This window comes from Aeromonas sp. s10, assembly GCF_040907975.1.
Lineage (GTDB): Bacteria > Pseudomonadota > Gammaproteobacteria > Enterobacterales > Aeromonadaceae > Aeromonas > Aeromonas caviae.
In genome coordinates this window covers 1-22556 of sequence record NZ_JBFOCV010000010.1, presented here as the reverse complement: position 1 = coordinate 22556, position 22556 = coordinate 1, and the positions used below count along the sequence as shown (strand labels likewise).

The 22556-nt window shown below is 60.8% G+C and carries 21 protein-coding genes; 10 read left to right on the top strand and 11 right to left on the bottom strand.

What is annotated here, in order from left to right:
* Window positions 1-343: 343 nt before the first annotated feature.
* Window positions 344-976, top strand: a complete 633-nt coding sequence (locus AB5Y59_RS02895) for a LysE family translocator (RefSeq protein ID WP_134997709.1) — start codon at window positions 344-346, stop codon at window positions 974-976.
* Between the two features lie 82 nt (window positions 977-1058).
* Here the strand turns inward: AB5Y59_RS02895 and fis are convergent, their stop codons facing one another.
* Both fis and dusB read right to left on the bottom strand, forming a co-directional pair.
* The gene (fis, locus tag AB5Y59_RS02890) at window positions 1059-1355 is read right to left on the bottom strand and encodes a DNA-binding transcriptional regulator Fis (protein ID WP_005309538.1); all 297 of its coding nucleotides are present in this window, start codon (window positions 1353-1355) and stop codon (window positions 1059-1061) included.
* A gap of 25 nt (window positions 1356-1380) precedes the next feature.
* Window positions 1381-2346, bottom strand: coding sequence for a tRNA dihydrouridine synthase DusB (gene dusB / locus AB5Y59_RS02885; RefSeq protein ID WP_010675552.1), 966 nt, complete (start codon window positions 2344-2346; stop codon window positions 1381-1383).
* Between the two features lie 290 nt (window positions 2347-2636).
* Between dusB and AB5Y59_RS02880 the strand changes: the two genes are divergently transcribed.
* The 4 genes from AB5Y59_RS02880 (at window position 2637) to AB5Y59_RS02865 (ending at window position 7447) form a co-directional block, all read left to right on the top strand.
* Window positions 2637-4043 carry a TolC family protein gene (locus tag AB5Y59_RS02880; RefSeq protein WP_202040618.1) on the top strand — a complete coding sequence of 469 codons (1407 nt, stop codon included), beginning with the start codon at window positions 2637-2639 and terminating at the stop codon, window positions 4041-4043.
* A 73-nt stretch (window positions 4044-4116) separates the two neighbouring features.
* Complete coding sequence (locus AB5Y59_RS02875) at window positions 4117-5121, top strand: HlyD family secretion protein (protein WP_080767988.1); 1005 nt, start codon at window positions 4117-4119, stop codon at window positions 5119-5121.
* Window positions 5121-6257: an ABC transporter permease gene (locus AB5Y59_RS02870; RefSeq protein WP_368211467.1), complete on the top strand. Its 1137-nt coding sequence runs from the start codon at window positions 5121-5123 to the stop codon at window positions 6255-6257. Before AB5Y59_RS02875 ends, AB5Y59_RS02870 begins: the two co-directional genes overlap by 1 nt.
* Window positions 6254-7447, top strand: coding sequence for an ABC transporter permease (locus tag AB5Y59_RS02865; protein ID WP_368211466.1), 1194 nt, complete (start codon window positions 6254-6256; stop codon window positions 7445-7447). Before AB5Y59_RS02870 ends, AB5Y59_RS02865 begins: the two co-directional genes overlap by 4 nt.
* 56 nt (window positions 7448-7503) lie before the next feature.
* Here AB5Y59_RS02865 and AB5Y59_RS02860 read toward each other — a convergent pair whose 3' ends face one another.
* The 3 genes from AB5Y59_RS02860 to AB5Y59_RS02850 all read right to left on the bottom strand — a co-directional run bounded on the left by AB5Y59_RS02860 (window position 7504) and on the right by AB5Y59_RS02850 (window position 9868).
* Window positions 7504-8139 carry an SDR family oxidoreductase gene (locus AB5Y59_RS02860; RefSeq protein ID WP_139737587.1) on the bottom strand — a complete coding sequence of 212 codons (636 nt, stop codon included), beginning with the start codon at window positions 8137-8139 and terminating at the stop codon, window positions 7504-7506.
* Window positions 8140-8266: 127 nt separating this feature from the next.
* Window positions 8267-9121 (bottom strand): DnaA/Hda family protein, encoded by an 855-nt coding sequence (locus AB5Y59_RS02855; RefSeq protein ID WP_010675546.1) that lies wholly within the window; start codon window positions 9119-9121, stop codon window positions 8267-8269.
* Between the two features lie 72 nt (window positions 9122-9193).
* Complete coding sequence (locus tag AB5Y59_RS02850; protein WP_069652184.1) at window positions 9194-9868, bottom strand: DnaT-like ssDNA-binding domain-containing protein; 675 nt, start codon at window positions 9866-9868, stop codon at window positions 9194-9196.
* Window positions 9869-10143: 275 nt separating this feature from the next.
* Here AB5Y59_RS02850 and AB5Y59_RS02845 point away from each other — a divergent pair, with 275 nt between their 5' ends.
* Entirely contained in the window at window positions 10144-11115 is a 972-nt protein-coding gene (locus AB5Y59_RS02845; protein WP_202015245.1) for a response regulator, read from the top strand.
* Window positions 11116-11185: 70 nt separating this feature from the next.
* On the opposite strand, the gene AB5Y59_RS02840 is transcribed toward AB5Y59_RS02845, so the two are convergent.
* The 3 genes from AB5Y59_RS02840 to AB5Y59_RS02830 form a co-directional block, all read right to left on the bottom strand.
* Window positions 11186-12583: a peptide MFS transporter gene (locus AB5Y59_RS02840; RefSeq protein WP_041212400.1), complete on the bottom strand. Its 1398-nt coding sequence runs from the start codon at window positions 12581-12583 to the stop codon at window positions 11186-11188.
* 213 nt (window positions 12584-12796) lie between these two features.
* A complete protein-coding gene (gene galU, locus AB5Y59_RS02835; protein WP_010675542.1) occupies window positions 12797-13708 on the bottom strand; it encodes a UTP--glucose-1-phosphate uridylyltransferase GalU in 912 nt (303 codons plus the stop codon).
* Window positions 13709-13802: 94 nt separating this feature from the next.
* A complete protein-coding gene (locus tag AB5Y59_RS02830) occupies window positions 13803-14120 on the bottom strand; it encodes a ComEA family DNA-binding protein (RefSeq protein ID WP_324030520.1) in 318 nt (105 codons plus the stop codon).
* 166 nt (window positions 14121-14286) lie between these two features.
* Here AB5Y59_RS02830 and cysQ point away from each other — a divergent pair, with 166 nt between their 5' ends.
* Entirely contained in the window at window positions 14287-15057 is a 771-nt protein-coding gene (cysQ, locus tag AB5Y59_RS02825; RefSeq protein WP_113068930.1) for a 3'(2'),5'-bisphosphate nucleotidase CysQ, read from the top strand.
* Window positions 15058-15120: 63 nt separating this feature from the next.
* Here cysQ and AB5Y59_RS02820 read toward each other — a convergent pair whose 3' ends face one another.
* From AB5Y59_RS02820 to AB5Y59_RS02810, 3 genes are all read right to left on the bottom strand, one after another.
* A complete protein-coding gene (locus tag AB5Y59_RS02820; RefSeq protein ID WP_010675539.1) occupies window positions 15121-15417 on the bottom strand; it encodes a YciI family protein in 297 nt (98 codons plus the stop codon).
* A gap of 24 nt (window positions 15418-15441) precedes the next feature.
* Window positions 15442-15993, bottom strand: a complete 552-nt coding sequence (locus tag AB5Y59_RS02815; protein ID WP_010675538.1) for a septation protein A — start codon at window positions 15991-15993, stop codon at window positions 15442-15444.
* A 105-nt stretch (window positions 15994-16098) separates the two neighbouring features.
* Window positions 16099-17604: an aminotransferase class V-fold PLP-dependent enzyme gene (locus AB5Y59_RS02810; RefSeq protein WP_139737589.1), complete on the bottom strand. Its 1506-nt coding sequence runs from the start codon at window positions 17602-17604 to the stop codon at window positions 16099-16101.
* Window positions 17605-17795: 191 nt separating this feature from the next.
* Here AB5Y59_RS02810 and AB5Y59_RS02805 point away from each other — a divergent pair, with 191 nt between their 5' ends.
* The 3 genes from AB5Y59_RS02805 to AB5Y59_RS02795 form a co-directional block, all read left to right on the top strand.
* Complete coding sequence (locus AB5Y59_RS02805) at window positions 17796-18428, top strand: hemolysin III family protein (protein ID WP_045521878.1); 633 nt, start codon at window positions 17796-17798, stop codon at window positions 18426-18428.
* A gap of 121 nt (window positions 18429-18549) precedes the next feature.
* Window positions 18550-20211, top strand: coding sequence for a putative transporter (locus AB5Y59_RS02800; protein ID WP_010675535.1), 1662 nt, complete (start codon window positions 18550-18552; stop codon window positions 20209-20211).
* 222 nt (window positions 20212-20433) lie between these two features.
* On the top strand, window positions 20434-22556 hold a 2123-nt coding region (locus tag AB5Y59_RS02795; protein ID WP_368211465.1), incomplete at its 3' end, for a retention module-containing protein.

Sequence of the window (22556 nt, the reverse complement as noted above, 5' to 3'; positions counted from 1 at the left end):
GATGGTAGTGTGGCATTCGCCATGCGAGAGTAGGACACTGCCAGGCACCCAATACAAGAAACCCCGCTCACTCGAGCGGGGTTTTTTATTGCCTGCAATCTATGTATTTAGACAATTAGTCTGATTAATGCACAAAATACAGTGTATTACATCGATAAACATTGCTATTCAGCCAGTATCACTGCCTTTCAAACGGCTCAATCTCTCTTTCTCACCAGGTTGAGCGTCAAGTATCTCCGGCTCAAACGCTATTCCCTTCCTTGATAATCACTATCGCCGGAAACGGGAGTGACAAGTACTTCAGGATCCATAGACTGTTTCTTTCATGTACAAGGAGCTGTCTATGTTGGGGATCCACGATCTGGCGCTGTTTATCGTTTCTGGCCTGTTGTTGAACATGATGCCTGGGCCTGACTCCCTGCTCATCATGCTGCGCAGCGGCTCCCAGGGATGGCGTGCAGGGTCCATGGCGGCATTGGGTATCGGGACAGGTACCATGGTGCATGTGTTGGCGGCGGCGCTGGGACTGTCTGCGCTGTTGAGTGCCTCCGCCGAGCTGTTTGCCGTCATCAAGCTGATGGGGGCGCTCTATCTGGTCTATCTCGGCGTGTCCATGCTCTGGCAGAGGAGTGGCACTTCAACGTCTGTGGATGGGGCTGTGGCGCTGCCTGCGCTCTCTTATGGGCGCATCTTTCGGCAGGGGTTGCTCACCAATGTCCTCAATCCCAAGGTGGCGCTCTTCTTTCTCGCTTTTGTGCCCCAGTTCATCGATCCCGCTTCACCGCAAAAGGCGATGGCATTCATCGTGCTGGGCTGCATCTTCAATCTCAACGGCATGATCTGGTGCCATCTGCTGGCGTTTTCCACCGCGTTTGCAAGCCGCAAGGTGCGACTGCCCGCCCGGGTGGCCACCTGGCTGAATCGCGTGATGGGGGGGCTGTTCGTGGGGCTCGGTATCAAGCTGGCGGTGGAGTGAGCAGGTAAACACCGGGCATAGAAAAAGGCGTATCCCATCGCTGGGATACGCCTTCGTCTGCACTGCAGCAGAATGACCGGGATCAGTTCATGCCGTAACGCTTGAGTTTCTTGCGCAGGGTGCCGCGGTTGATGCCCATCATCACGGCGGCGCGAGTCTGGTTGCCACGGGTGTACTGCATGATCACGTCCAGCATGGGAGCTTCGACTTCGGAGAGAACCATATCGTACAGATCAATCACTTCCTGACCGTTCAACTGGGCCAGGTAGTTACGCAGGGCCTGTTGCACAGAGTCACGCAGGGGGCGTTGGGTCGGCTCGGCAGCGTGATTGTGAGTAGTTGTTACCAATGCATCAGAAGTCAGGGTTTGTTCGAACATATTCGGTCGGCTCTTTAGTTATGCGTTAACCTAATCCATCGAAATACGCTTCGAGTGCCTCGAGTTGTGCGTCTGCACAATCCAGGGCATTGAAGTGCTTACGGAATTCTCGGCCCGCCTCTTCTTCATCCAGATACCAGCCCACGTGTTTACGGGCAATGCGCGCTCCCAGATAGGCACCGTAAAACTGGTGCAGATTGGTGACATGCTCGTTCATCAGGGTGCGAACCTCTTCCCTGTCGGGAGGCGGCAGCTTGGTGCCCGTTTCAAGAAAATGGCGGATTTCCCGGAAAATCCAGGGTCGTCCTTGCGCAGCACGGCCGATCATCACGGCGTCGACACCGGTATAGTCGAGGACATACCGGGCTTTCTCCGGGCTATCGATGTCGCCATTGGCGACAACAGGAATCGATACGGCCTGCTTAATCGCCCTGATAGTGTCGTACTCCGCTTCGCCCTTGTAGAGGCAGGCACGGGTACGACCATGCACGGCAAGGGCCGCGATACCGCAATCTTCGGCGATTCGGGCGATCTCCTCGCCATTGCGGTTATCCGGATCCCATCCTGTGCGGATCTTCAAGGTGACAGGTACTTCCACCGCATCCACCACGGCCCGGCAGATGGATCTGACCAGGTCTGGCTGACGCAGCAGGGCGGAACCTGCCAGCTTCTTATTCACTTTTTTTGCCGGACATCCCATGTTGATGTCGACGATCTGAGCGCCCTGCTCCACGTTGTAGCGGGCAGCAAACGCCATCATCTCGGGGTCGGCACCGGCAATCTGGACCGATCGCAAGCCGCCTTCAGCAGAGTGATCCATTCTCATCCGGGTTTTCTGGGTATCCCAGACATCCGGGTTGGCCAGCAGCATCTCGGAAACGGCCATACCGGCTCCCAAACGTAAACAAAGTTCACGAAATGGTCGGTCTGTTACACCGGCCATGGGGGCCACGATCAGGGGAGTTTCAAGCGTGTGGGGACCTATCTGCATTCCACGGTTACCATCGGCTTAGGGCGGCGTATATTACGCATTTTTTAGTCAGGAGAAAAGGTTAGTATTTGAGCGTCAGCCATTTTTTTCTGAAAAAAACGTCGCGCCAAGGCTTGCAAATTCAGGAGTGCTTGAAAATCGGACATATTGTCTGTGACCATGGTCAGGAGGGCGCGAGTGAGGGAGATGGTGATTTGTGAGTCTCCCTCTCAAGCCGGTTTAGGCTATGATAGCGGGCCTGAATTGAGCAAAGACTCTACACAATTTCATTACAAACGGATCGGGGATGTATGACGGTAAAGTTCATCAAGTCGCTCTGCCCATGCCTGCTGGGTATCGTGCTGGGGTCGGCTCAGGCGCAGACGGTCAGCTTTACCGAGGCCTGGAGCCGGGTCATCCAGCAGGATGACGGCTTGGCGGCAGAGCAGGCCGGGGTGGAGCGGGCCCAGCAACTGCGGGAGGCGGCCAAGGCCATGTACCTGCCCAAGGTGGATGTGGGGGCCAGCTATACCCATCTCGATCAGCCGATGGAGCTGGACATGCTGGATCTCAACCCCATCGCCAATCATCCGGAATTCGGCAAGGTGCTGGGACCCGTGATGCAGGCACTCAACCTCAGCCCGAGCGATTTCGTCACCCCCCTCACCAAGCAGAACGTGGTGACCAGTTCGGTCAAGATGCTATGGCCGCTCTTTACCGGCGGGCGCATCGATGCGGCCCAGGATATTCGTCAGGCCCAAGTGAGCGAGGCTGAGCAGTTGCTGGTGCTCAAACAGCAGTCCACCTTCGAGAGCCTCTCCCAGACCTACTTCGGGGTGGTGCTGGCGGCGCAGGTGGTGCAGACCAAGCAGGAGATCGAGCAGGGACTGGCACACCATCTGGATCATGCCAAGAAGCTCGAAGCCCAGGGGCAGGTCGCCAAGGTGGAGCGCCTTTCGGCCCAGTCTGCCTATGACAGGGCACGTATCGATACCCAGAAGGCCAGGCGCAGCCTGGAGATCGCCCAGCTGGCGCTCGGCCATATGCTCAAGCTCAAGCAGGCTGAGCCCAATACCGCCCTCTTCATCAACGAAGGGATGCCAGCCTTGTCTCCCTTTGTGGAGGAGACCCTGTCGGTGCATCCCGGTCTCAAGCTGTTGACGGCCAAGAAGGAGCAGGCCCAGGGGATGATCAAGCTGGAGAAGGGCAAATACGCCCCCGAGCTCTTCCTGTTCGGCAACTACAACCTCTATGAAGATGATTCCATTGTCTCCAAGACCACACCGGACTGGCTGGTTGGTGTCGGGGTCAGCATGCCGCTGGTGAGTCGTGATGGCCGCTCCGAGACGGTCCAGGCAGCCAAGAGCGCCGAACTCCAGGTCAACCTGCTGCAAGCCAAGACCCGCCAGGATCTGGAGCTGCTGGTCGAGAAGACCTGGCGCGAGGCTGCCCAGGGACTGGAGGAGTATCACTCTCTCTCCTCGACCCAGGCGCTGGCCGAGGAGAACGTGCGGTTGCGTGACAAGGCATTCGGTCAGGGGCTCTCCACTTCCCTCGATGTGGTCGATGCCCAGACCCAGCTTGCCGGGGTCAAGACCCAGCGCGCCGCCGCCGCCTATCAATACGTGATCTCTCTGGCCCGCCTGTTGGCACTCTCCGGTCAGATGAACAGTTTCAACCAGTATCAGCATGGCCAGGCGATCGAGGTGAACTCATGATCGCGCGCTCTTCCACTCCGTTATTCATGTCCGTTTCGACCGTCAAGGGTCGCCCGTTTGCCGAGGTGAATTCATGAGTCATCCCCCCATCAAGAAGAAGATGAGCCAGGGCAAGCCCTGGCTGCTGCCACTGGCGCTGGTATTGCTTGTGCTCTGGCTTGGCTGGCGCTTCTGGCTGGCCTATCAGCCGGAGCCGGTGCGTCTGCAGGGGCAGATAGAGGCGCAGCAATATTCGGTTTCTTCCAAGGTGGCGGGCCGCATCGACGAGGTGCTGGTGAAGAAGGGGGATCAACTGGCCAGGGGCCAACTGGCGTTCACTCTGGCGAGCCCGGAGATCGAGGCCAAGCTGAGTCAGGCCAAGGCCGGGCAGGCCGCGGCTGGTGCCATGGCCGAAGAGGCTGAGAAGGGGGCGCGAGTGCAGCAGATCGCGGCCGCCAAGGATCAGTGGCAACAGGCCAAGGCGGCTGCCCTGCTTCATGGCAAAACCTACGAGCGCATTGCCAGCCTGCATCGGGATGGCGTGATGTCGCTGCAAAAGCGTGACGAGGCCTGGACGGCCTGGCAGGCGGCGAAGTACAGCGAGGGCATGGCCTGGCAGCAATACCAGATGGCACTGGAAGGGGCGCGGGAAGAGACCAAGATAGCGGCCCGCGAGCAGGCCAAGATGGCGGCTGGCGGAGTGGCGGAAGTGGAAGCCTATCTGGCCGATACCCGCATCGCCAGCCCACACGAGGGGGAAGTTGCCCAGGTGCTGTTGCGTAGCGGCGAGCTGGCTCCCCAGGGCTTCCCTGTGGTGACCTTGCTCGACATGAAGGATGCCTGGGCCCAGTTCCATGTCCGTGAGGACCTCTTGCCAAGGTTCCCGGTCGGTACCGAGTTTGATGCCCGTATTCCCGGCCTGGGGGATCAGCTGGTGCGCTTCAAGGTGACCCATGTGGCCGTGATGGGGGATTTCGCCACCTGGCGTGCCACCGACACCCGCCAGGGGTTCGACATGAAAAGCTTCCAGGTGGAAGCGCGCCCCTTGCAGCCGGTTGACGGGCTGCGGGTCGGCATGAGCGTGCTGGTCGAGCTCTGATGGGACGCGAATGGCGGTTGCTCTGGCAGGACCCGTTCGGCCGGGCGCTGGCGAGCTGGGTCCCCTTGGTGCTGATAGGGATCCTGTGCTGGATCTTTTCAGCCGGCCTGGCGCGGGATCTCAAGGTCGGTCTGGTGGATCTGGATCGCAGCCCCCTCTCCCGGCAACTGGCGTTCTCTCTCGATGGCTCCGCCGGGCTCAAGATCGCCCAGCAGTTTGATTCCATCGACACAGGGGCCAGGGCACTGCGAGGGGGGGACATCTATGCCCTGGTGGTGATCCCCCATCACCTGGAGCGGGATGCCTGCGAGGGGACCCAACCCAGGGTGACCGTGTTCAACAATGGCCAGTTCATCCTGATTGCCAAGCTGGTCAACTCCGCACTGGCCCAGGTGGTCGGGACGCTCAATGGCCAGGTAGGGGTGTTGGAGGCCATGGCCGACGGCAAGGCGCTGCCCGGCGCCCTTGGGCAATCCGTACCCATTGCGAGCCAGGTTACCGCGCTCTACAACATCAATTCCAGCTACGCCCAGTTTCTGCTGAGCGCCCTGCTGCCTGCGGTGTGGCAGATCCTGGTGGTGCTCTATGGCCTGAACGCCCTGGCCCGCACCGATCGCCTCGGGTTGGACTGGACCACCAGAGGGGTCTGGTTCGGCCTCTGGCGTACCCTGCTGCCCCATGTGCTCATCGGCTGGGGGTGGGGTCTGGCGTGGAGTCTGCTGCTGTTCAAGGGGCTTGGGTACCCCATGCAAGGCAGTTGGCTGGTGCTGACGGCGGGGTTGGGACTGGCGTCGGCCGCTTGCGTCACCATGGGGGCCTTCTTCTACGCCATCATCCGGGATCCGGCGCGGGCGCTCTCTCTGGCCGGCGCCTACACGGCGCCGGGATTTGCCTTCATGGGGGTCACCTTTCCGGTCACCGCCATGGGTGATGTGGCCCAGTTCTGGCGCAGCCTGCTGCCCATCTCCCACTATGTGGAGCTGCAGATCGGGCAAACCAACTACGGTCAACCGTTGACGGCGGCCCTGCCCCAGCTCGGGGCTCTGCTGCTGTTTCTGCTGCCCCTGCTGCTGGTGGTACACCGTTACCGGACGCCGTCGGGCGCGGCCCTGCCCCATGAGGAGTCCAGACCATGATGGGATTCTGGGATCTGGTGCGCCTTGAGCTGCGCACCCTCTTGGCGGATCGCGCCATCATGCTGACCCTGTTTGGCGGCGTCTTCTTCTACTCCTTCCTCTACCCCCAGCCCTACCTGCACCAATTGCCCAGGGAAGAGCCCGTGGTGGTGGTCAACGAGGATGGCAGCCAGCTCTCCCGCCAGCTGGAGTTCATGGCCGATGCCACGGCGCAGGTGAAACTGGTGGCCCGTGCCGGTTCGCTCGACGAGGCCCGCCAGATGATGCTGACTGGCAAGGCGAGCGGCATCTTGCACATTCCCCGCCACTTCTATCGGGATCTGATGCTGGGCAGGAGCGTGACCCTGGGTTATGCCGGGGATGCCTCCTACTTCCTGGTCTATGGCACCATTGCCGAAGGGCTGGCCCAGGCGGGGGGCACGCTCGCCGCCCAGGTGAAGGTGGCCAGGCTGTTGAGCCAGGGTGAGGCGCAGCCCCAGGCCGCCATGGGCTGGAACGCGGTGGCCCTCAATGTGCTGCCGGTATTCAACCCCACCATGGGCTATGTGAACTACGTGGTGCCTGCGGTATTCGTGCTGATCCTGCATCAGGTGTTGCTGATGGGGACCGGCATCCTGGGGGCGACCCAGAACCAGCGCAGCCGCCGTGGCGAGTCAGGCTACTGGCAACATGCTCCCGTGCCGGCCTTGTTGCTGGCCCGCACCCTGGTGGTGGGGGCTCTTTTCGTCCTTCCGGTGACCTACTTCTTCGGCTTCTGCTTCGATCACTACGGTATTGCCCGCACCGCTGTACCCGGCGAACTCTGGCTCTTTACCCTGCCGTTCCTGCTGGCCACCACCTGGTTCGGGATCGTGCTCGGCGCCCTGTTCACCCGCCGTGATCTACCGACCCAGGTGGTGCTTGTCTCCTCTTTGCCGCTGGTCTTCCTGGCCGGCTTTATCTGGCCCCTTGAGCTCATCCCGGCCCCCCTCAACTGGCTGGCCCAGTGGGCACCGAGCACGCCGGCCATCGAGGGATTCCTGCGCCTCAATCAGATGGGGGCCGACTTTGCCCAGGTCTCCCGCTACTGGTGGCAGTTGTGGGGACTGGCGCTGCTGTATGGCGCTCTGGCGTGCTGGTTGCTCCGCTGGCGTCAACCGTGCCTTGCAACGCGGCCGGATGATGGGGCGACAGCGTCTTCCACCGACTAGGCGCCTTGCAACAACACGGTCAGCCACTGGGCTGACCGTGTTGCCATTCACAGGGATCATGGCTGATTCAGACCCGGATCGCCGATGGCATAGATCTGGCCGCACGCCTCCTGGTCGGTGAGCAGTTGCAAACCCCGTATCGCCACATCCTGGCGCCTGACCAGGCCATGCCTCTCTTGCCCCTGGCTCAGGATGGCCTGACCCGTGGGCTCCCCATCCTGCAACCCTGCGGGGCGTAAAATGGTCCACGCCAGGGGGCTTGTCTGCAGCCAGCTTTCCGCCAGGCTCTTGAGGCGTACCTCGTGTCCGAAGGCGGCGCGAGCCCGCTCGGGCAGGTATTGCCAGCTGTCGCCACAACCGAGGGAGGTGACCAGCAGCAGGCGGCTGAGCCCGGCGCGCTCCATCTCGTCGATCACATGGCGGTTGCCCTGATAATCCACCGGTGCACTCTGGCGAAAGCTGCCGAGGGTGGAGACTACCCGAGCATCCCTGCCCGCCAAGCGGCAAGCCTGGGCCACGGCCAGGGGGTCCAGGGCATCTCCGATGACGACCTCGACTCCCAGGGTATGCAGCTCGCTGGCCATGTCGGCATGGCGCACCAGGGCAACGACCCTGTGACCCAGTTGCAGTGCGTGGTTGGTGAAGGCGCGGCCCAGTCCGCGACTGGCACCGAAGATGAGTGTGGTTGGCATGACAGGCCCTCTCGAACAAAAGAGCAAGCCTAGAGCCTGGATGGCTCTCTGTAAATGAGAGTGGTTTTTATTTGTGAGGTGCAGGGGATATGAAGGGCCGGACATCAGGGACGCCGACCCGACGGGATCAACCGTTGTAATGGCCGATGCTGGGACGGCGGCTGGGTCCGCTCAGGTGGATGTCCACCGGATTGAACGCCTTGATCGCCTCATAGCTGAAATCACCGATGGCCTGATGCAGGCTCTGGGGGCTGTGGTTGGTGATGATGATGACGCTTTTGGACAGGTTGCGACGACGGCGCAGCAGGTGGCCGAGGAAGCTGGACTGACTCTCGGCCATCTTGGCACGGTTGGCCGCCACCTCGTCGATGATCAGCAGGTCCACCTCTTCCAGGGCGCGGCGGTACTGGTTGCGCTCCTCCTGATCCTGGATGACGTTGAAGAAGAGCCTGTCCACGATGGAGGCCCACTGCTGGAAGATCACCGACTTTTGGTGGCGCGCGATCAACTCGTGGGCCACGGCACCCGCCAGGGTGGATTTGCCGGTGCCGTAATCGCCGTAGATCAGCATGCAGCCCCCGCCGCTCTTCTCCCAGTGCTCGAAACCGCTGATGAAGTAGCGGGCTGTCTCGATGGGGTATTGCAGGGCCGGGTCACCGGAATCCATCTTGTCGAAGATCCAGTCCGGATTGAGGTCGGCCTGGGCGATCAGCTTCTGGATCCGCTCCTGGCGGGCGGCCTTCTGCAACTCGCGCACTTCGGCATTGGCCTTGGCGTCGTACTCCTTGCGCAGGGTCTCGTAGTCGTACTGGCTGCCGCCGGTTGCGGCCCGCAGTCGGAGAATACGTTGCTGCAGGCTGCTGACGTGACGCTTGAGCTCGGGATCATGAGCCCGTTGCTCCTGTCTCGCCTTGGCGATTTTCTGGCGTTTGGCCTCGATCTCTTCCAGTGCCTGGCGCATCGGGTCGTGCGGATCTGTCATGGAATTCTCCTTCTGCTAGGGCTGTGGCTGGATGGGCAGGGGGTCAATAGTGCACTTCGTGGCCGCCTGGTATCAATCATTCTCCGGCTCCTGAGCTTGTGCCAGCCGTTTGGCCTCATCGATCATCTCTTGCGCCCGGCGGCTCGGGCCAGCCTCTACCGGGGCTGGCGCGACCTGCTGGTACCCGGTGACCACGGTCGCCGGGCGGCGGGCGTAGCGCCGACTCTTGATGGCCCGAATAAATTTCAACATCCACTGGTGCTGGGAGTCGAACACCTCGGGGCGGCCGAGCCAGTAGGCGATGAACTCCCCGAGATCCTCTTCGCTGTAGCTGGCATCGATCACCCCGCACAGGCGTGCGAGAGCAGGCAGTTCTTCGTCCGGACGCCACTGCAGGTGCATCTGGAACGGGCGTGCCGGCAGGGGGCTGCGCACCCGCTGGCTCAGCAACGGCAACTGGAAAGGGCACTGGTGGTAGTGCTCACTGTCAGCCTGGGCCTCGACCTGAAGCAGTTCGGCCTCCATCAGTTCGTCGAGCAGCTCGGTCAGCTGGCGAGCGTTGACCTGATAGCTGAAACCACCGGGATTGCCCGGATCGACGACAGCCAGTGCCCGGCCAAGCTCGGGATAGTTGAGTCGGGCCAGCCGATTTTCCAGCACCAAGCGGCGCAGTTGCAGGGTATAGAGGCTGCGGGCCGGATGGGAGAGTCTGGGATGGGCGAGGGCGCTGTATTCGGCTGGCGTCATGGTCTGCTTCACGATCTGGAGTGGAGGGCATTATCCCTCATGGCGGTGCCTCATACAATTCATGGTGCCGACCTGCGAGAGAACGGCTGCCGGGCGACGGTTGCTGATCATCTCTGCGCAAGGGGGCGAGCAAAATAGTCGGACTATTTCAAACGCTTGGCAGATACCAAGGCCAGCCCAGCTCGCTGCTCGACAATATTGTGTGGCGGTATCCAGCGCCCATGATCTAGTCTTAATGCTCAAATAACCATTTGACTAATAAGAGCTTTGTCAAGATGTCAAAAGCCGGACTACGGATCTTGGTGGTAGAAGACGAAGCGGTTTTTCGCCACTCACTGGTATCTTATCTCGAGCACGACGGGGCCTGCGTCTTTCAGGCAGAAGACGGGATTGAGGGGCTCTCTGCCGCAGCGCTCTATCACCCCGATGTGGTGTTGTGTGATCTGAACATGCCGAACATGGATGGTCATGAGGTGATTGCCTGCCTCACCGCCCGCTATCCACAGGTGCCCGTCATCGTCATCTCCGGTCAGGATGAGATGGCTGCGATCGAGCGTGCGCTGCGGGCGGGGGCCAGGGACTTCTTCATCAAACCGGTGAATGACTATGAGCAGATCCGCCGCAGCATCGAGCAATGCCTGACAAACCTCGGGCATCAGAGCCAGCAACTGGAGCTGATGGAACACATCGACTTCTTCCGTGGCCACGATCTGGCGAGCAGCCGGCTGCTCGCCTGGTTAGCCCCCCCTGGCATGCAGGAGTGGGGGCCCTGGCAGGTCACCTTTGCCGGCATGGGCAATCTCTTCATCCCGGATACCTTCAAACTGGACGACAAGCTGCTGGTACTGGTGATGGAATTGCCCATCCTCGGTGTGGATGCGGCCTTCTGTGGTGCCTTGGTGCGATCCCTGATGAACGGCCCCTATCGCCAATACCAGCAACAAGAGAGCCTGCTGTTGACCCAGCCACACCGATTGCTGGATTACCTCAATCTGCAACTGCTGGAGTCGGGCCTGCGTCACTCCTTTGCCATGGCGGCCCTGCTGTTCGATCAGGAGGATGGGCTGCTTTTTGCAAATGCCGGGCTCACCTCACCTCACTGGTTGATGCGTGCAGGGGGGTTGCCGCTCGGCTTGATGCGCAGCAGTCGCTACACGTTGCACAGGCGAAGCTGGCACGAGCCCTTTGATCTGCAGTTTCGCAGTGACAGCGGCAGCGCCCTGACGATGCAGGTTCGTCACCACTGACGCCGTGAAGTGAACACATGCAAACAGGGCGCCCATGGGCGCCCTGTTTGGTCTCTGCTGTCCTGACCGGTCAAACGGTCGCAGACTGCAGTTTCTGCTCTTGTTCTTCGGGCTCTTTGGCCGGGCCTTCGGCACCGTGCATCCAGTAGACCAGGCGGTTGGCCATGGTCAGCAGGATGAGGGCGCTGATCACGGCGGCCAGTGCGATGCCACCGAAGATGGCCATGGCGCCGGATTCGCCGACGAAGGAGCCGATGAAGCCGGCGGCATAGTTGGCCAGGGCCACGAAACCGAACCAGGCACCCATCATCAGGGAGGCCAGGCGCAGCGGAGCCAGCTTGGTCACCATGGAGAGACCGATGGGAGAGAGGCAGAGCTCGCCCAGGGTATGGAACAGGTAGGCACCGACCAGCCAGAACATGGAGGTCTTGACAGCCTGATCACCACCTTGCTCCAGCACGGCACCGATCATGAACAGGAAGCCGACGGCCAGGAACAGCAGGCCCATGGCGAATTTCACCGGGGAGTTCGGCTCTTTCTTGCCGAGCTTGATCCAGATGGCGGCCACGACAGGGGCCAGGGTGATGATGAAGAAGGGGTTCAGGGACTGGAACCAGGCGGTCGGCACTTCGAAGCTGCCGATCATGCGGTCGGTATACTCCTGGGCATACAGGTTCATCAGACCACCGGCCTGCTCGAAGCCGGCCCAGAAGATGATGGTGAACAGGCCCAGTACCAGGATCACCTTGATGCGATCCACTTCCTGTTTGGTCAGGGGCGCTTTTTGCTCCTTGGAGCGCTGCAGGGCGGCACGCTGGGCGGCGGGCACACGGCCGATGTCGCCAAGGAAACGCTGGGCCATGGTGGCCTGCACGACCAGGGAGAGCAGCATGCCGATACCGGCGCTGACGAAGGCGGCTTGCCAGCCATAGGCGGTGGCGGCGGCGCCGCAGATCACGCCGGCCAGCAGGGAGCCCAGGTTGATACCCATGTAGAAGATGGTGAAGGCGCCGTCACGACGGTGATCCCCTTCTTTATACAGGTCGCCCACCATGGTGGAGATGTTCGGTTTGAACAGGCCGTTGCCCACGATCAGCAAGCCAAGGCCGGCATAGAAGACGGTGTTGACCATGTCAGGGAACATGGCGTGAGGCAGTGCCAGGGTAAACTGGCCGGCGGCCATCAGCACGGCACCGAACAGGATGGCACGGCGCTGGCCCAGGAAGGTATCAGCGAGCCAGCCGCCGATGATGGGGGTGATGTAGACCAGACCGGTATAGATGCCGTACAGCTTGAGGGCGTCGGCCTGGGTCCAGCCCATGCCACCGTTGGCGGTCAGGTCGGTCAGATAGAGGACGAGCACGGCACGCATGCCGTAATAGGAGAATCTCTCCCACAGTTCGGTACTAAAGAGCAAAAAAAGCCCTTTAGGGTGACCTAAAAAGGTCCCTTTGGACGGGTTATTCATTGGAACTTCCACCTGTGTCTTATATTTTTTTAGAAATTTTATGCAAGGGCTAGGAACAAGCCTTAATCCTTATAGAACAAGCGACTTTAAATTACAATATTATGATTTAGCGATATTTTATCTATCAATGGTTGAATATTTGTTTATAAAATGAAAAGGGGCATCGAATGATGCCCAGTTTTTTATTCTGCTTATCTTGTAAATATTCAGAGATTACAGCTCTTTGGCAAACTGCTTCAGCCAGCTGGTGAATTCTTTGCTAAGTTCCCGATGGCGCACGGCGTATTCCACATTGGCCTTCATGTAACCGAGCTTGCTGCCGCAATCGTGGCTGCGTCCCTTCATGAAGTAGGCATTGACCTGCTCCTTTTCCATCAGCATGGCGATGGCATCGGTCAGCTGGATCTCGTCGCCGGCACCGGCCGGGGTTTTTTCCAGCAAGGGCCAGATATTGGCCGAGAGGACATAGCGACCGACCACGGCCAGGTTGGACGGGGCTTCATCCCGGGGTGGCTTCTCGACGATGGCCTGCATCGGCAGGGACATGCCTTCGCTCAGGGCCTCCCCCTTGATGTCGGCGATGCCGTATTTGTCCACTTCGCTCTCGGGGACGGCTTCCACCATGATCTGGCTGATCTGCTCCTCTTCGAACAGATGCACCATCTCCGCCAGGTTGTCCTGCTTCAGATCGCTGGCCACCTCGTCGATGAGCACATCCGGCAGCAGCACGGCGAAGGGTTGATCCCCGATGAGGGGGCGGGCACACAGTACTGCATGGCCCAGGCCTTTTGCTTCCCCTTGACGCACGTGCATGATGGTGACGTCTTTGGGACAGATGTGCTGAACCTCTTCCAGCAGTTGGCGCTTGACCCGCTTCTCCAGGGTCGCCTCCAGCTCGAAGCTCTTGTCGAAGTGGTTCTCGATGGAGTTCTTGCTTGAATGGGTCACCAGGATGATCTCCTTGATGCCGGCGGCGATGGCTTCGCGCACCACATACTGGATCAGCGGCTTGTCGACCACGGGCAGCATCTCCTTGGGGATGGCCTTGGTGGCGGGCAGCATGCGGGTACCCAGACCGGCAACGGGGAGAACGGCCTTGCGAACAACGAGCGGTGTCTTTTTCATGGAGTGAGTCCGAAGATACAAAGTGGGCTCATGATACCCGAAGAAAAATAGGGCAGCCACAGGCTGCCCTCGGGATGATAGGGATTCAAACCGGTTACTTGACGATAATCATGTCCCGGTTTGCTTCCAGCGTGGCAGGTCCGATGCCACTGACGTCCGCCAGTTGATCGACGGAGGTGAACTTGCCCTCCTTCTCCCTGTGGTCGATGATGGCCTGTGCCTTCTTCTCGCCAATGCCCTTCAGGGCGGTGAGCTCGCCGGCGCTGGCGGTATTGAGATTGATCTTGCCGCTCTCCTTGACTTGGGTTGTGGCCACAGGCTTGGTCGCCGCCTTGTCGGCGGCCAGCAGAGGTTGGCTCAACAGGGGGAGGCAGCTCAGCAGCAGTGCGGCGATCAGGGTCTTCTTGTTCATGTTTCACATCCTTATGAATCTGCCTTAGTGGCATATTTATCATTAGCTGTGTTGCGCCACTTTTTGTCTGTCAGTTTTGACACTGTATAAGTCAGTGCAAACGGCTATAAGCCGAAGATACTCACTCGGTTACACTGACCAACCCTTTGAGCGAGAACTCTTTTCCATGTATCTACCCGCCATTTCCGAACTGGAGCCCATCGCCCGCGCCGCCGGTGAGGCCATCATGTCTATCTACAGTCAGCCCTTTGCGGTGGAGTACAAGCAGGACGAGAGCCCGCTGACGGCGGCGGACAAGGGGGCCCACGAGGTGATCGTTCAGGCGCTGGCGCGTCTCACTCCCGATATCCCGGTGTTGTCGGAAGAATCCTCCCCCGAGGTGATGGCTGCGCGACTCGGCTGGTCCCGCTACTGGCTGGTGGATCCTTTGGATGGCACCAAGGAGTTTGTCTCCCGCAACGGCGAGTTCACGGTGAATATCGCCCTGATTGAACAGGGGACCCCGCGCTGGGGGCTGGTCTATGCCCCGGTACTGGACAAGCTCTGGTATGGGGGCAAGGGGATTGGCGCCTGGCGTGTGGCCGATGGCAGGCACGAGACCATCCAGACCCGCCCTCATGACGCTGGGCGAGTGTGGCGCGTGGTGGGCAGTCGCAATCACCTGTCGCAGGAGACACTCGAGTATCTGGCCCGTTTTGGCGAACTGGAGCGGGGCGAGATCGAGCTGGTTTCCATGGGCAGCTCTCTCAAGTTTTGCATCATTGCCGAGGGGGAGGCCGAGCTTTACCCGCGGCTCGCACCGACCTGCGAGTGGGATACGGGGGCAGCTCAGGCGGTACTGGAAGGGGCGGGGGGCAGCGTCACCCAGCTCGATGGTTCGCCGCTTTGCTACAACAAGCCCGATATCCTCAATCCCTGGTTTGTGGCCAGGGCCTGAGTCAGCATCGGATACGAAAAGGCCGGACAGTGTCCGGCCTTTTTCTTGTCAGCCTCAATGGGCTCAGAAGACTTTCTTGAACGGTTTGATGGTCACCCTGGCGTAGACCCCTGCCGCGACATAGGGGTCCGCATCGGCCCAGGCCTGGGCGTCGGCCTGGCTGGCAAAGTCGGCGATGACGGTGCTGCCGGTGAAGCCCGCATCGGCCGGATCCTCGGCATCGATGGCCGGGTTGGGGCCGGCCGTCAGCAGGCGGCCCTCATCCTGCAAGGCTTGCAGGCGGGCCAGGTGGGCAGGGCGTGCCAGCTTGCGCTGGGGCAGGCTGCCCGCGACATCTTCGGAGTAGATCAGATACCACATGGAACAATCCCTTTCTGGTTGCGGTTATTTTTTCTGTTCTGCGTTCTGCTCGGCCGGCATGTGGCGATAGAGATAGACGCCGCTGAGCAGGGTGAAGACCAGGGTCATGCCCAGCAGGCCGAACACCTTGAAGTTGACCCACATCTCCTGGGAGAGGTTGAAGGCCACGTAGAGGTTGAGCAGACCGCACAGGGTGAAGAAGCCGACCCAGCCGAGATTGACGTTGTCCCAGACCCGGTCGGGGGCTTGGAGCTCCTTGCCCAGCATCTGCTTGATGAGGTTCTTGCCAAAGCCATAGCGGCCGATGAGCAGGGCGAGGGCAAAGAGCACATTGATGACGGTCACCTTCCACTTGATAAAGGCATCGTCGTGGAAGAAGACGGTGAGGCCGCCGAAGAAACCGACCAGCACGAAGGTGAACAACTGCATCTTCTCGACCCGGCGATAGCGAAGCCAGCTGTACAGGAGTTGCAGGCCAGTGACGACCACCAGGGCGCCAGTGGCGGTGTAGATGTCGTAAAACTTGTAGACCGCGAAGAAGACGATCAGGGGGATGAACTCGATAAACTGCTTCATGCTGGGCTCTAACCTCAAAATTTCACTCAGTGTACCTGCCCGTCAGACAACGGCAAATGAATAAGACCGTCCATTCTGCAGGCAGTTCCTTCCCGGGGCTGCGGGTTACTCGAACAGCTGGCTGGCAATCTGGTTGCCAAGGCGCACCTGATCGTCCAGCAATGCGCGTATGTCTGCTTCCTCGATGAGGGGGTTGAGCAGGACGGCGCGCAGCAGCGTGAGTGGTTGCTCGCCATAGCGGGAGACTGCGCGCTGGGTGCGTGAGACGAAGCTGTGCCCTTCGGCGCGCTGGGCTTTTTGCAGGGCGACGTTGAAGAGATTGATCTGTTCGTTGGCCGCCACATCGGGCACCTGACCTTGCAGGTGGGGCGGAATGCACCGGTAGGAGAGCAGGTTCATGACAGGTGCCGACATCAGCTCGAAGGCGGGGCTGGCGTCGATGAGCGCGGCCATTCGCCGCGCCCTGTCGTAGTTGGCGTCGATGAGTTGGGCATAACCCTGCTGCCCCAGCATCTGGAAGGCGGCATCCAGATAGAGCGCGTTGGCGGGACGGGTCCCCTCCAGAGTGAAGCGACCCTGATCGAAGGAGGTGGCGCGGATGGCGTAGGGAGCCTCGCGCTTCACTGTCATCATCAGGTCCGGTTGGCGGCAGAGCAGCATGCCGGTACCGAGCGGGACCAGCAACTGCTTGTGACCGTCAAGGGTGACGGTATCGGCGTGCTCTATCCCCGTAAGCAATCCCTGATAGCGGGGCGAGAAGAGGGTCGGACCACCCCAGGCCGCGTCCACGTGGAAGTGGATTTGCTCGCGCCGGGCGATGGCGGCCAGTTCCGGCAGCGGGTCGACGGAGCCAAAATCCGTGCTGCCGGCCACGCCGACCAGCGCCAGCACCTTGAGCTTCTGCTCCCTGCATTGTTGAAGGGCCTGTTCCAGTGCCGCCAGACTGAGCCGATTGTGCTCGTCTGTGTCGAGACGCCAGACGCTGCGAGCCCCGAGTCCCAGCAGATCCATCCCCTTGTCGAAGGAGTAGTGCATCAGCCGCGAGCCCAGAATGACGGCGCCGCGATAGCCCTGCTCGGCGAGGGCGAACAGGTTGTCGCCACAGGCCCGGTTGCGGGCCAGCCAGAGAGCGGTGACGTTGGCGATGGTACCGCCACTGGTCATGACGCCGAGGGCTGCATCCTTGGCATGCATCTGGGCTGCATAGAAGGCGTCGTCCTGGCGGTAGACCAGACGGTGCAGCTTGGCCAGCACTTCCCGCTCCAGAAAGCTCAGCAGACGGGATGACTCCATCTTCATCGGGTTCTGGTTGAGCATCACCAAGAGCCGGGAGAGCTCGGCGGTGAAGGCCGGCAGCGGTGCCGTCATGTGTCCCATGTAGCGGGGAGAGGTGAGGTGCGATGCCCCGGGTACCAGGGTGGCGAGCCGTGCCAGATAGTCCCGGGGAGAGATGCCGAAGGCGGGCATGCACGACTGATCGAGCTGGTGGGTGAAGCTGCCCCGCTGATAGGGGGCCTGACTGTCGTCGGAATGATGGAAATGCTCCAGCAGGGCCGTCATGGCCTTGCCGAAATCAGGATCCGGTTGTGTAAACAGTTCAGTGAGCTTCATCGGGTTCTCCAGACCAGATTGTCGGGCAGACGCGGCCATCCGCATGGGCGGCGTCGGCGGCAGAGCATACACCAAAGGGGCGGGGGGCACAGCCATCTCTGGCCCTCCCTCTCCTCGCCCCTTTATTTTCAGCTAACACTTGTAGCCTGAAACGTCGGCCGCTAGAGTGGGCCGGTAATGGGTTGGAGGTAATGATGGATGTGACGGGGTACTCCCCACGGGAAGAGTGGGCGAATCGCCTCAGCCATGGGCTGGGGCTGCTGCTGGGCGGACTGGGACTGGTCTTGCTGCTGCACAAGGGGTGGGATCAGGGGCCCAGGGTACTGCTGAGCTACGGCGTCTACGGTGCCAGCCTGGTATTGCTCTATCTCGCCTCGACGCTCTATCACAGCGTGAGCTCGGTGGCGGCCAGACGCTGGAGCAAGCTGTTCGATCACTGCGCCATCTATCTGCTGATCGCCGGCACTTATACCCCCTTCCTGCTGGTGGCGCTCGATACGCCGCTGGCGAAAGGACTGATGGTGGTGATCTGGGGGCTGGCCCTGGCGGGGGTCGTGTTCAAGCTGATCTTCATCAATCGCTTCAAGAAGGTGTCGCTATTTACCTATCTGATGCTGGGCTGGCTGTCGCTGGTGGTCATCTACCAGCTCTATCTGCATCTGGATGGTACCGGGCTCCTGCTGCTGGGGCTGGGTGGTCTCATCTACAGCCTGGGAGTGATCTTCTATGTGGCCAAGCGCATCCCCTACAACCACGCCATCTGGCACCTGTTTGTGCTGGGGGGCAGTCTGTGCCACTTCATGGCCATTTATGGCTACATCTGATGGCTAACCCTTAATTGGTATTTTTGTGCTCATGAAAGCCTGAATTCGTGCGGCACCCCACAGTTGCCCCCTTCGTTTGCTGACAAGCTAGTGCCAGTTCAGTTTGGAAAGGATGCAAACGATGAGTGAGATCGCGCTTTCCATCAGCATGCTGTCGCTGGTGGCAGTGCTGGGGCTCTGGCTGGGAAACTGGCGAGTCTATGGCGTGGGTTTGGGTATTGGCGGGGTGCTGTTCGGCGGCATCATAGTGGGCCACTTCGCCGGCTTGTCCGGCTTGAAGCTGGATGAGCAAACACTTCATTTTATTCAGGAATTCGGCCTGATCCTGTTCGTCTACACCATAGGCATCCAGGTCGGTCCCGGCTTCTTCTCCTCTTTGCGCAGTTCGGGCCTCAAGCTCAATGGCTTCGCGGCCCTGCTGGTTCTACTCGGCTGCCTGGTGGCTGCAGCGTTGCACCAGCTGTTCGATGTACCGCTGCCGGTGATCCTCGGGGTCTTTTCCGGGGCCGTGACCAATACCCCGTCCCTGGGGGCTGGCCAGCAGATCCTGGCCGAGCTGGGGGCGGATCCTGGATCCACCGGCCTGATGGGGATGGGCTATGCGGTGGCCTACCCGTTCGGTATCTGCGGCATCCTGCTCACCATGTGGCTCATCCGTATGTTCTTCCACATCAAGATTGAGGAGGAGGCGGTCGCTTTCGAGCAGCAGGCAGGCAAGACCAAGGAGAGTCTGCAAACCATCAACATTGCCGTGCGCAATCCCAATATGCATGGCCTGATGCTCCGCGAGATCCCGAGTCTGGACGAGGCGGACGTCATCTGTTCCCGCCTCAAGCGTGGCGACGAGCTGATGGTGCCAAAGCCCGACTCGCGTATCGAACTTGGCGACCTGCTGCACCTGGTGGGGGAGCGCCATGCCCTGCACAAGGTGCTGCTGGTGCTTGGAGAGGAGGTAGACACCTCCCTCTCCACCCGCGGGACCGATCTGCGGGTTGAGCGGGTGGTGGTCACCAATGAGCAGGTGCTCGGCAAACGGATCCGCGATCTCGACATCAAGCAGAAATACGATGTGGTCATCTCGCGCCTTAATCGGGCCGGCATCGAGCTGGTGCCGACCAGTCAGACCAGTCTGCAGTTCGGTGACATCTTGAACCTGGTGGGGCGGCTCGATGCCATCGAGGCGGTCACCAGCGTGGTGGGCAACGTGCAGCAGAAACTGCAGCAGGTGCAGATGCTGCCCGTCTTCATCGGCATCGGGTTGGGAGTATTGCTCGGATCCATTCCCTTCTACCTGCCGGGATTCCCGGCGGCGCTCAAGCTGGGGCTGGCAGGGGGACCGCTGGTGGTGGCGCTCATCCTTTCTCGTATCGGCAGCATCGGCAAGCTCTACTGGTTCATGCCGCCGAGCGCCAACCTGGCGCTGCGGGAAATAGGCATAGTGCTCTTTCTGGCGGTGGTGGGGTTCAAGTCCGGGGCCGGCTTCATCGACACCCTGATCAACGGCGACGGTCCCGCATGGATGATGTACGGTGTGGCAATCACCCTGATCCCGCTGCTGCTGGTGGGTGTGCTGGCACGCCATTATGGCAAGCTCAACTACCTCACGCTGTGCGGTCTGCTGGCCGGCTCGATGACGGATCCTCCCGCTCTGGCATTTGCCAACGGCATGCACCCCACCAGTGGTGCCAGCGCACTCTCTTACGCGACCGTCTACCCCCTGGTGATGTTCCTGCGGATCATCTCGCCCCAGCTGCTGGCCATCCTGCTCTGGGCCGGTGTCTGACACCTCACAAGACGGGAGCCGATGAGGCTCCCGTCTTCGTTTTGTCACAATTGATGCTATTGATTTAATTAATTTTATTCATCTTCGGCGTCCCTTCGTTTTCACCCCGAAACCCGGCTTCATTTCGGTCTGTTCATTCGATTTTTCTCACTGGTTTATGGCCTGATAAACGGGCACATTGGAGGCTGGAGCAATATGCCCTTCGATATTTCAGGAGAAACCATGAGCAATCAGCGCATCGTATTGGATCAGGATGTCGTCGTTACCCACTTGCAAGGCAAAATGTATCTGGTCGCCGCCGACGGGAGCCAGAGACTCGTTGCAGAAGGCGATGTACTGCCCAAGGATGCGGTATTGCTTGCGCCCGAAGGGGCCAGCTTCCAGGGAGGGGAGACCACGTTCACCCTGGGTTCCGGCGAGCGCCCCGAACAGGGTGACGCCGTGCTGGCGAACGCGGGTACGCCCGATGACATCGCCGCCTTGCAGCAAGCGATTCTGGACGGAACCGACCCCACCAAGGCATTCGAAGCGTCGGCGGCGGGCGGAGCCCCGGCCGCAGGCAATGCGGGCGGGGTGGCTGGTGCCAGCGGCAACGGCGGTTTCGTCACCATCGATCGTACCGGTGATGCAACCATCTCCAGCGCAGGCTTTGACAGCGCGAACCCGGCTGGCGCGGCGCCGCTGGTGGATGCGCAAAGCAGCGAGGATGAGCTGGTCGACCTCACCGCTCCCGTCATCACCGTCTCTGCCCCCGACAACACCAACGATCGGACGCCGACCCTGACCGGTACCACGGATGCCCCCGCTGGCAGCACGGTGACTCTGGTAGTGACCGATGCCAACGGCAATCAGCAGACCCTGACCGCGACGGTGCAACCGGATGGCAGCTTCAGCGTGGATGTCACCACACCGCTGGCCGAAGGGGGCTATCAGGTGACGGCTTCCGTGACCGATCCGGCCGGCAACACCGGTACCGCGACCGATGATGGCAGCGTGGACACTACGGCTCCGATCGTGACGGTGAATGCACCGGACAATACCAATGACAACACCCCGACCATCACGGGGACCACGGACGCCGCCCCCGGCAGCACGGTGACCCTGACGGTGACCGATGCCAACGGCAATCAGCAGACCCTGACCGCCACGGTACAACCGGATGGCAGTTACAGTGCGGATGTCGTGACGCCGTTGCCGGATGGGGGCTATGACGTGACTGCCAGCGTGACTGATCCTGCTGGCAACAGAGGCACGTCGAGCGACGATGGTAGCGTGGACACCACGGCGAACATCACGGTGAGCCTGGATGACGTGAACGCGGCCAATGTGGCCAACACGCCCATCAGCGGCACCTCCGATGTCGGCCCGAACCGCACCGTGACCCTGGTGATCAGCGATGCCACTGGTAAGAGCGTGACAGTCACTGCCGTCACCGATGCCGACGGCAACTACCAGACCCGCGCCGATCTGAGCGGGCTGGCGGATGGCAACCTGACCGTGGTGGCCAGCGTTACCGACGCGGCGGGCAACCCGGCCAGCGCCACCGACAACACCACCTTGCTCGATACCACTCCACCGAATGCCAGCATCACCCTGGATGGCAACATCACCCCTGACGACGTGATCAACGCGGCCGAGTCCAAGCAGGACATCGCCGTGACCGGTCGCGTGGGTGGCGACGTGAAAGAGGGCGACACCGTCACCCTGACCGTCAATGGCAAGGCCTTCACCGGTCTGGTCTTGGCCGACAAGACTTTCAGCATCAATGTGCCGGGTAGCGAGCTGGTGGCCGATGGGGACAAGGTGATCGACGCCAAGGTCACCACCACCGACGCGGCGGGCAACAGCACCACCGTGACCGATACCGAGGGTTACAGCGTCGACACCCTGGCCCCGAGCGTGGTGGTCAACATCGTTGACGACAAGCTGACCGTGGGCGAGACCAGCGACGTCACCTTCACCTTCAGCGAGCAGGTCAAAGACTTCGAGGTGGGCGACCTGACGGTAGAGGGCGGCACGGTTACCGACCTGAAGAGCACGGATGGCGGCAAGACCTGGACCGGTACCTTCACCCCGACCCCGGGCTTTGAAGGTACGGCATCAGTCACCGTCAAGCCTGGCAGCTACACCGATCTCAACGACAACAAGGGCACTGGCGGCAGTGACGACACCGCGATCGACACCCTGGCCCCGAGCGTGGTGGTCCACATCGCCGACGACCAGCTGACCGTGGGCGAGACCAGCGACGTCACCTTCACCTTCAGCGAGAAGGTGACCGGGTTCGAGCTGGACGATTTGACGGTGGTGGGCGGCACCGTGACCGGGCTGACCAGCTCCGATGGCGG

What these genes read in the sequence shown, in the direction of transcription:
- AB5Y59_RS02840 (WP_041212400.1), bottom strand. Translation starts at nt 12,583, where the DNA reads ATGAATAACCCGTCCAAAGGGACCTTTTTAGGTCACCCTAAAGGGCTT.
- fis (WP_005309538.1), bottom strand. Translation starts at nt 1,355, where the DNA reads ATGTTCGAACAAACCCTGACTTCTGATGCATTGGTAACAACTACTCAC.
- dusB (WP_010675552.1), bottom strand. Translation starts at nt 2,346, where the DNA reads ATGCAGATAGGTCCCCACACGCTTGAAACTCCCCTGATCGTGGCCCCC.
- AB5Y59_RS02855 (WP_010675546.1), bottom strand. Translation starts at nt 9,121, where the DNA reads ATGACAGATCCGCACGACCCGATGCGCCAGGCACTGGAAGAGATCGAG.
- galU (WP_010675542.1), bottom strand. Translation starts at nt 13,708, where the DNA reads ATGAAAAAGACACCGCTCGTTGTTCGCAAGGCCGTTCTCCCCGTTGCC.
- AB5Y59_RS02860 (WP_139737587.1), bottom strand. Translation starts at nt 8,139, where the DNA reads ATGCCAACCACACTCATCTTCGGTGCCAGTCGCGGACTGGGCCGCGCC.
- AB5Y59_RS02870 (WP_368211467.1), top strand. Translation starts at nt 5,121, where the DNA reads ATGGGACGCGAATGGCGGTTGCTCTGGCAGGACCCGTTCGGCCGGGCG.
- AB5Y59_RS02865 (WP_368211466.1), top strand. Translation starts at nt 6,254, where the DNA reads ATGATGGGATTCTGGGATCTGGTGCGCCTTGAGCTGCGCACCCTCTTG.
- AB5Y59_RS02815 (WP_010675538.1), bottom strand. Translation starts at nt 15,993, where the DNA reads ATGAAGCAGTTTATCGAGTTCATCCCCCTGATCGTCTTCTTCGCGGTC.
- AB5Y59_RS02800 (WP_010675535.1), top strand. Translation starts at nt 18,550, where the DNA reads ATGAGTGAGATCGCGCTTTCCATCAGCATGCTGTCGCTGGTGGCAGTG.
- AB5Y59_RS02845 (WP_202015245.1), top strand. Translation starts at nt 10,144, where the DNA reads ATGTCAAAAGCCGGACTACGGATCTTGGTGGTAGAAGACGAAGCGGTT.
- AB5Y59_RS02830 (WP_324030520.1), bottom strand. Translation starts at nt 14,120, where the DNA reads ATGAACAAGAAGACCCTGATCGCCGCACTGCTGCTGAGCTGCCTCCCC.
- AB5Y59_RS02880 (WP_202040618.1), top strand. Translation starts at nt 2,637, where the DNA reads ATGACGGTAAAGTTCATCAAGTCGCTCTGCCCATGCCTGCTGGGTATC.
- AB5Y59_RS02895 (WP_134997709.1), top strand. Translation starts at nt 344, where the DNA reads ATGTTGGGGATCCACGATCTGGCGCTGTTTATCGTTTCTGGCCTGTTG.
- cysQ (WP_113068930.1), top strand. Translation starts at nt 14,287, where the DNA reads ATGTATCTACCCGCCATTTCCGAACTGGAGCCCATCGCCCGCGCCGCC.
- AB5Y59_RS02810 (WP_139737589.1), bottom strand. Translation starts at nt 17,604, where the DNA reads ATGAAGCTCACTGAACTGTTTACACAACCGGATCCTGATTTCGGCAAG.
- AB5Y59_RS02850 (WP_069652184.1), bottom strand. Translation starts at nt 9,868, where the DNA reads ATGACGCCAGCCGAATACAGCGCCCTCGCCCATCCCAGACTCTCCCAT.
- AB5Y59_RS02875 (WP_080767988.1), top strand. Translation starts at nt 4,117, where the DNA reads ATGAGTCATCCCCCCATCAAGAAGAAGATGAGCCAGGGCAAGCCCTGG.
- AB5Y59_RS02820 (WP_010675539.1), bottom strand. Translation starts at nt 15,417, where the DNA reads ATGTGGTATCTGATCTACTCCGAAGATGTCGCGGGCAGCCTGCCCCAG.
- AB5Y59_RS02805 (WP_045521878.1), top strand. Translation starts at nt 17,796, where the DNA reads ATGATGGATGTGACGGGGTACTCCCCACGGGAAGAGTGGGCGAATCGC.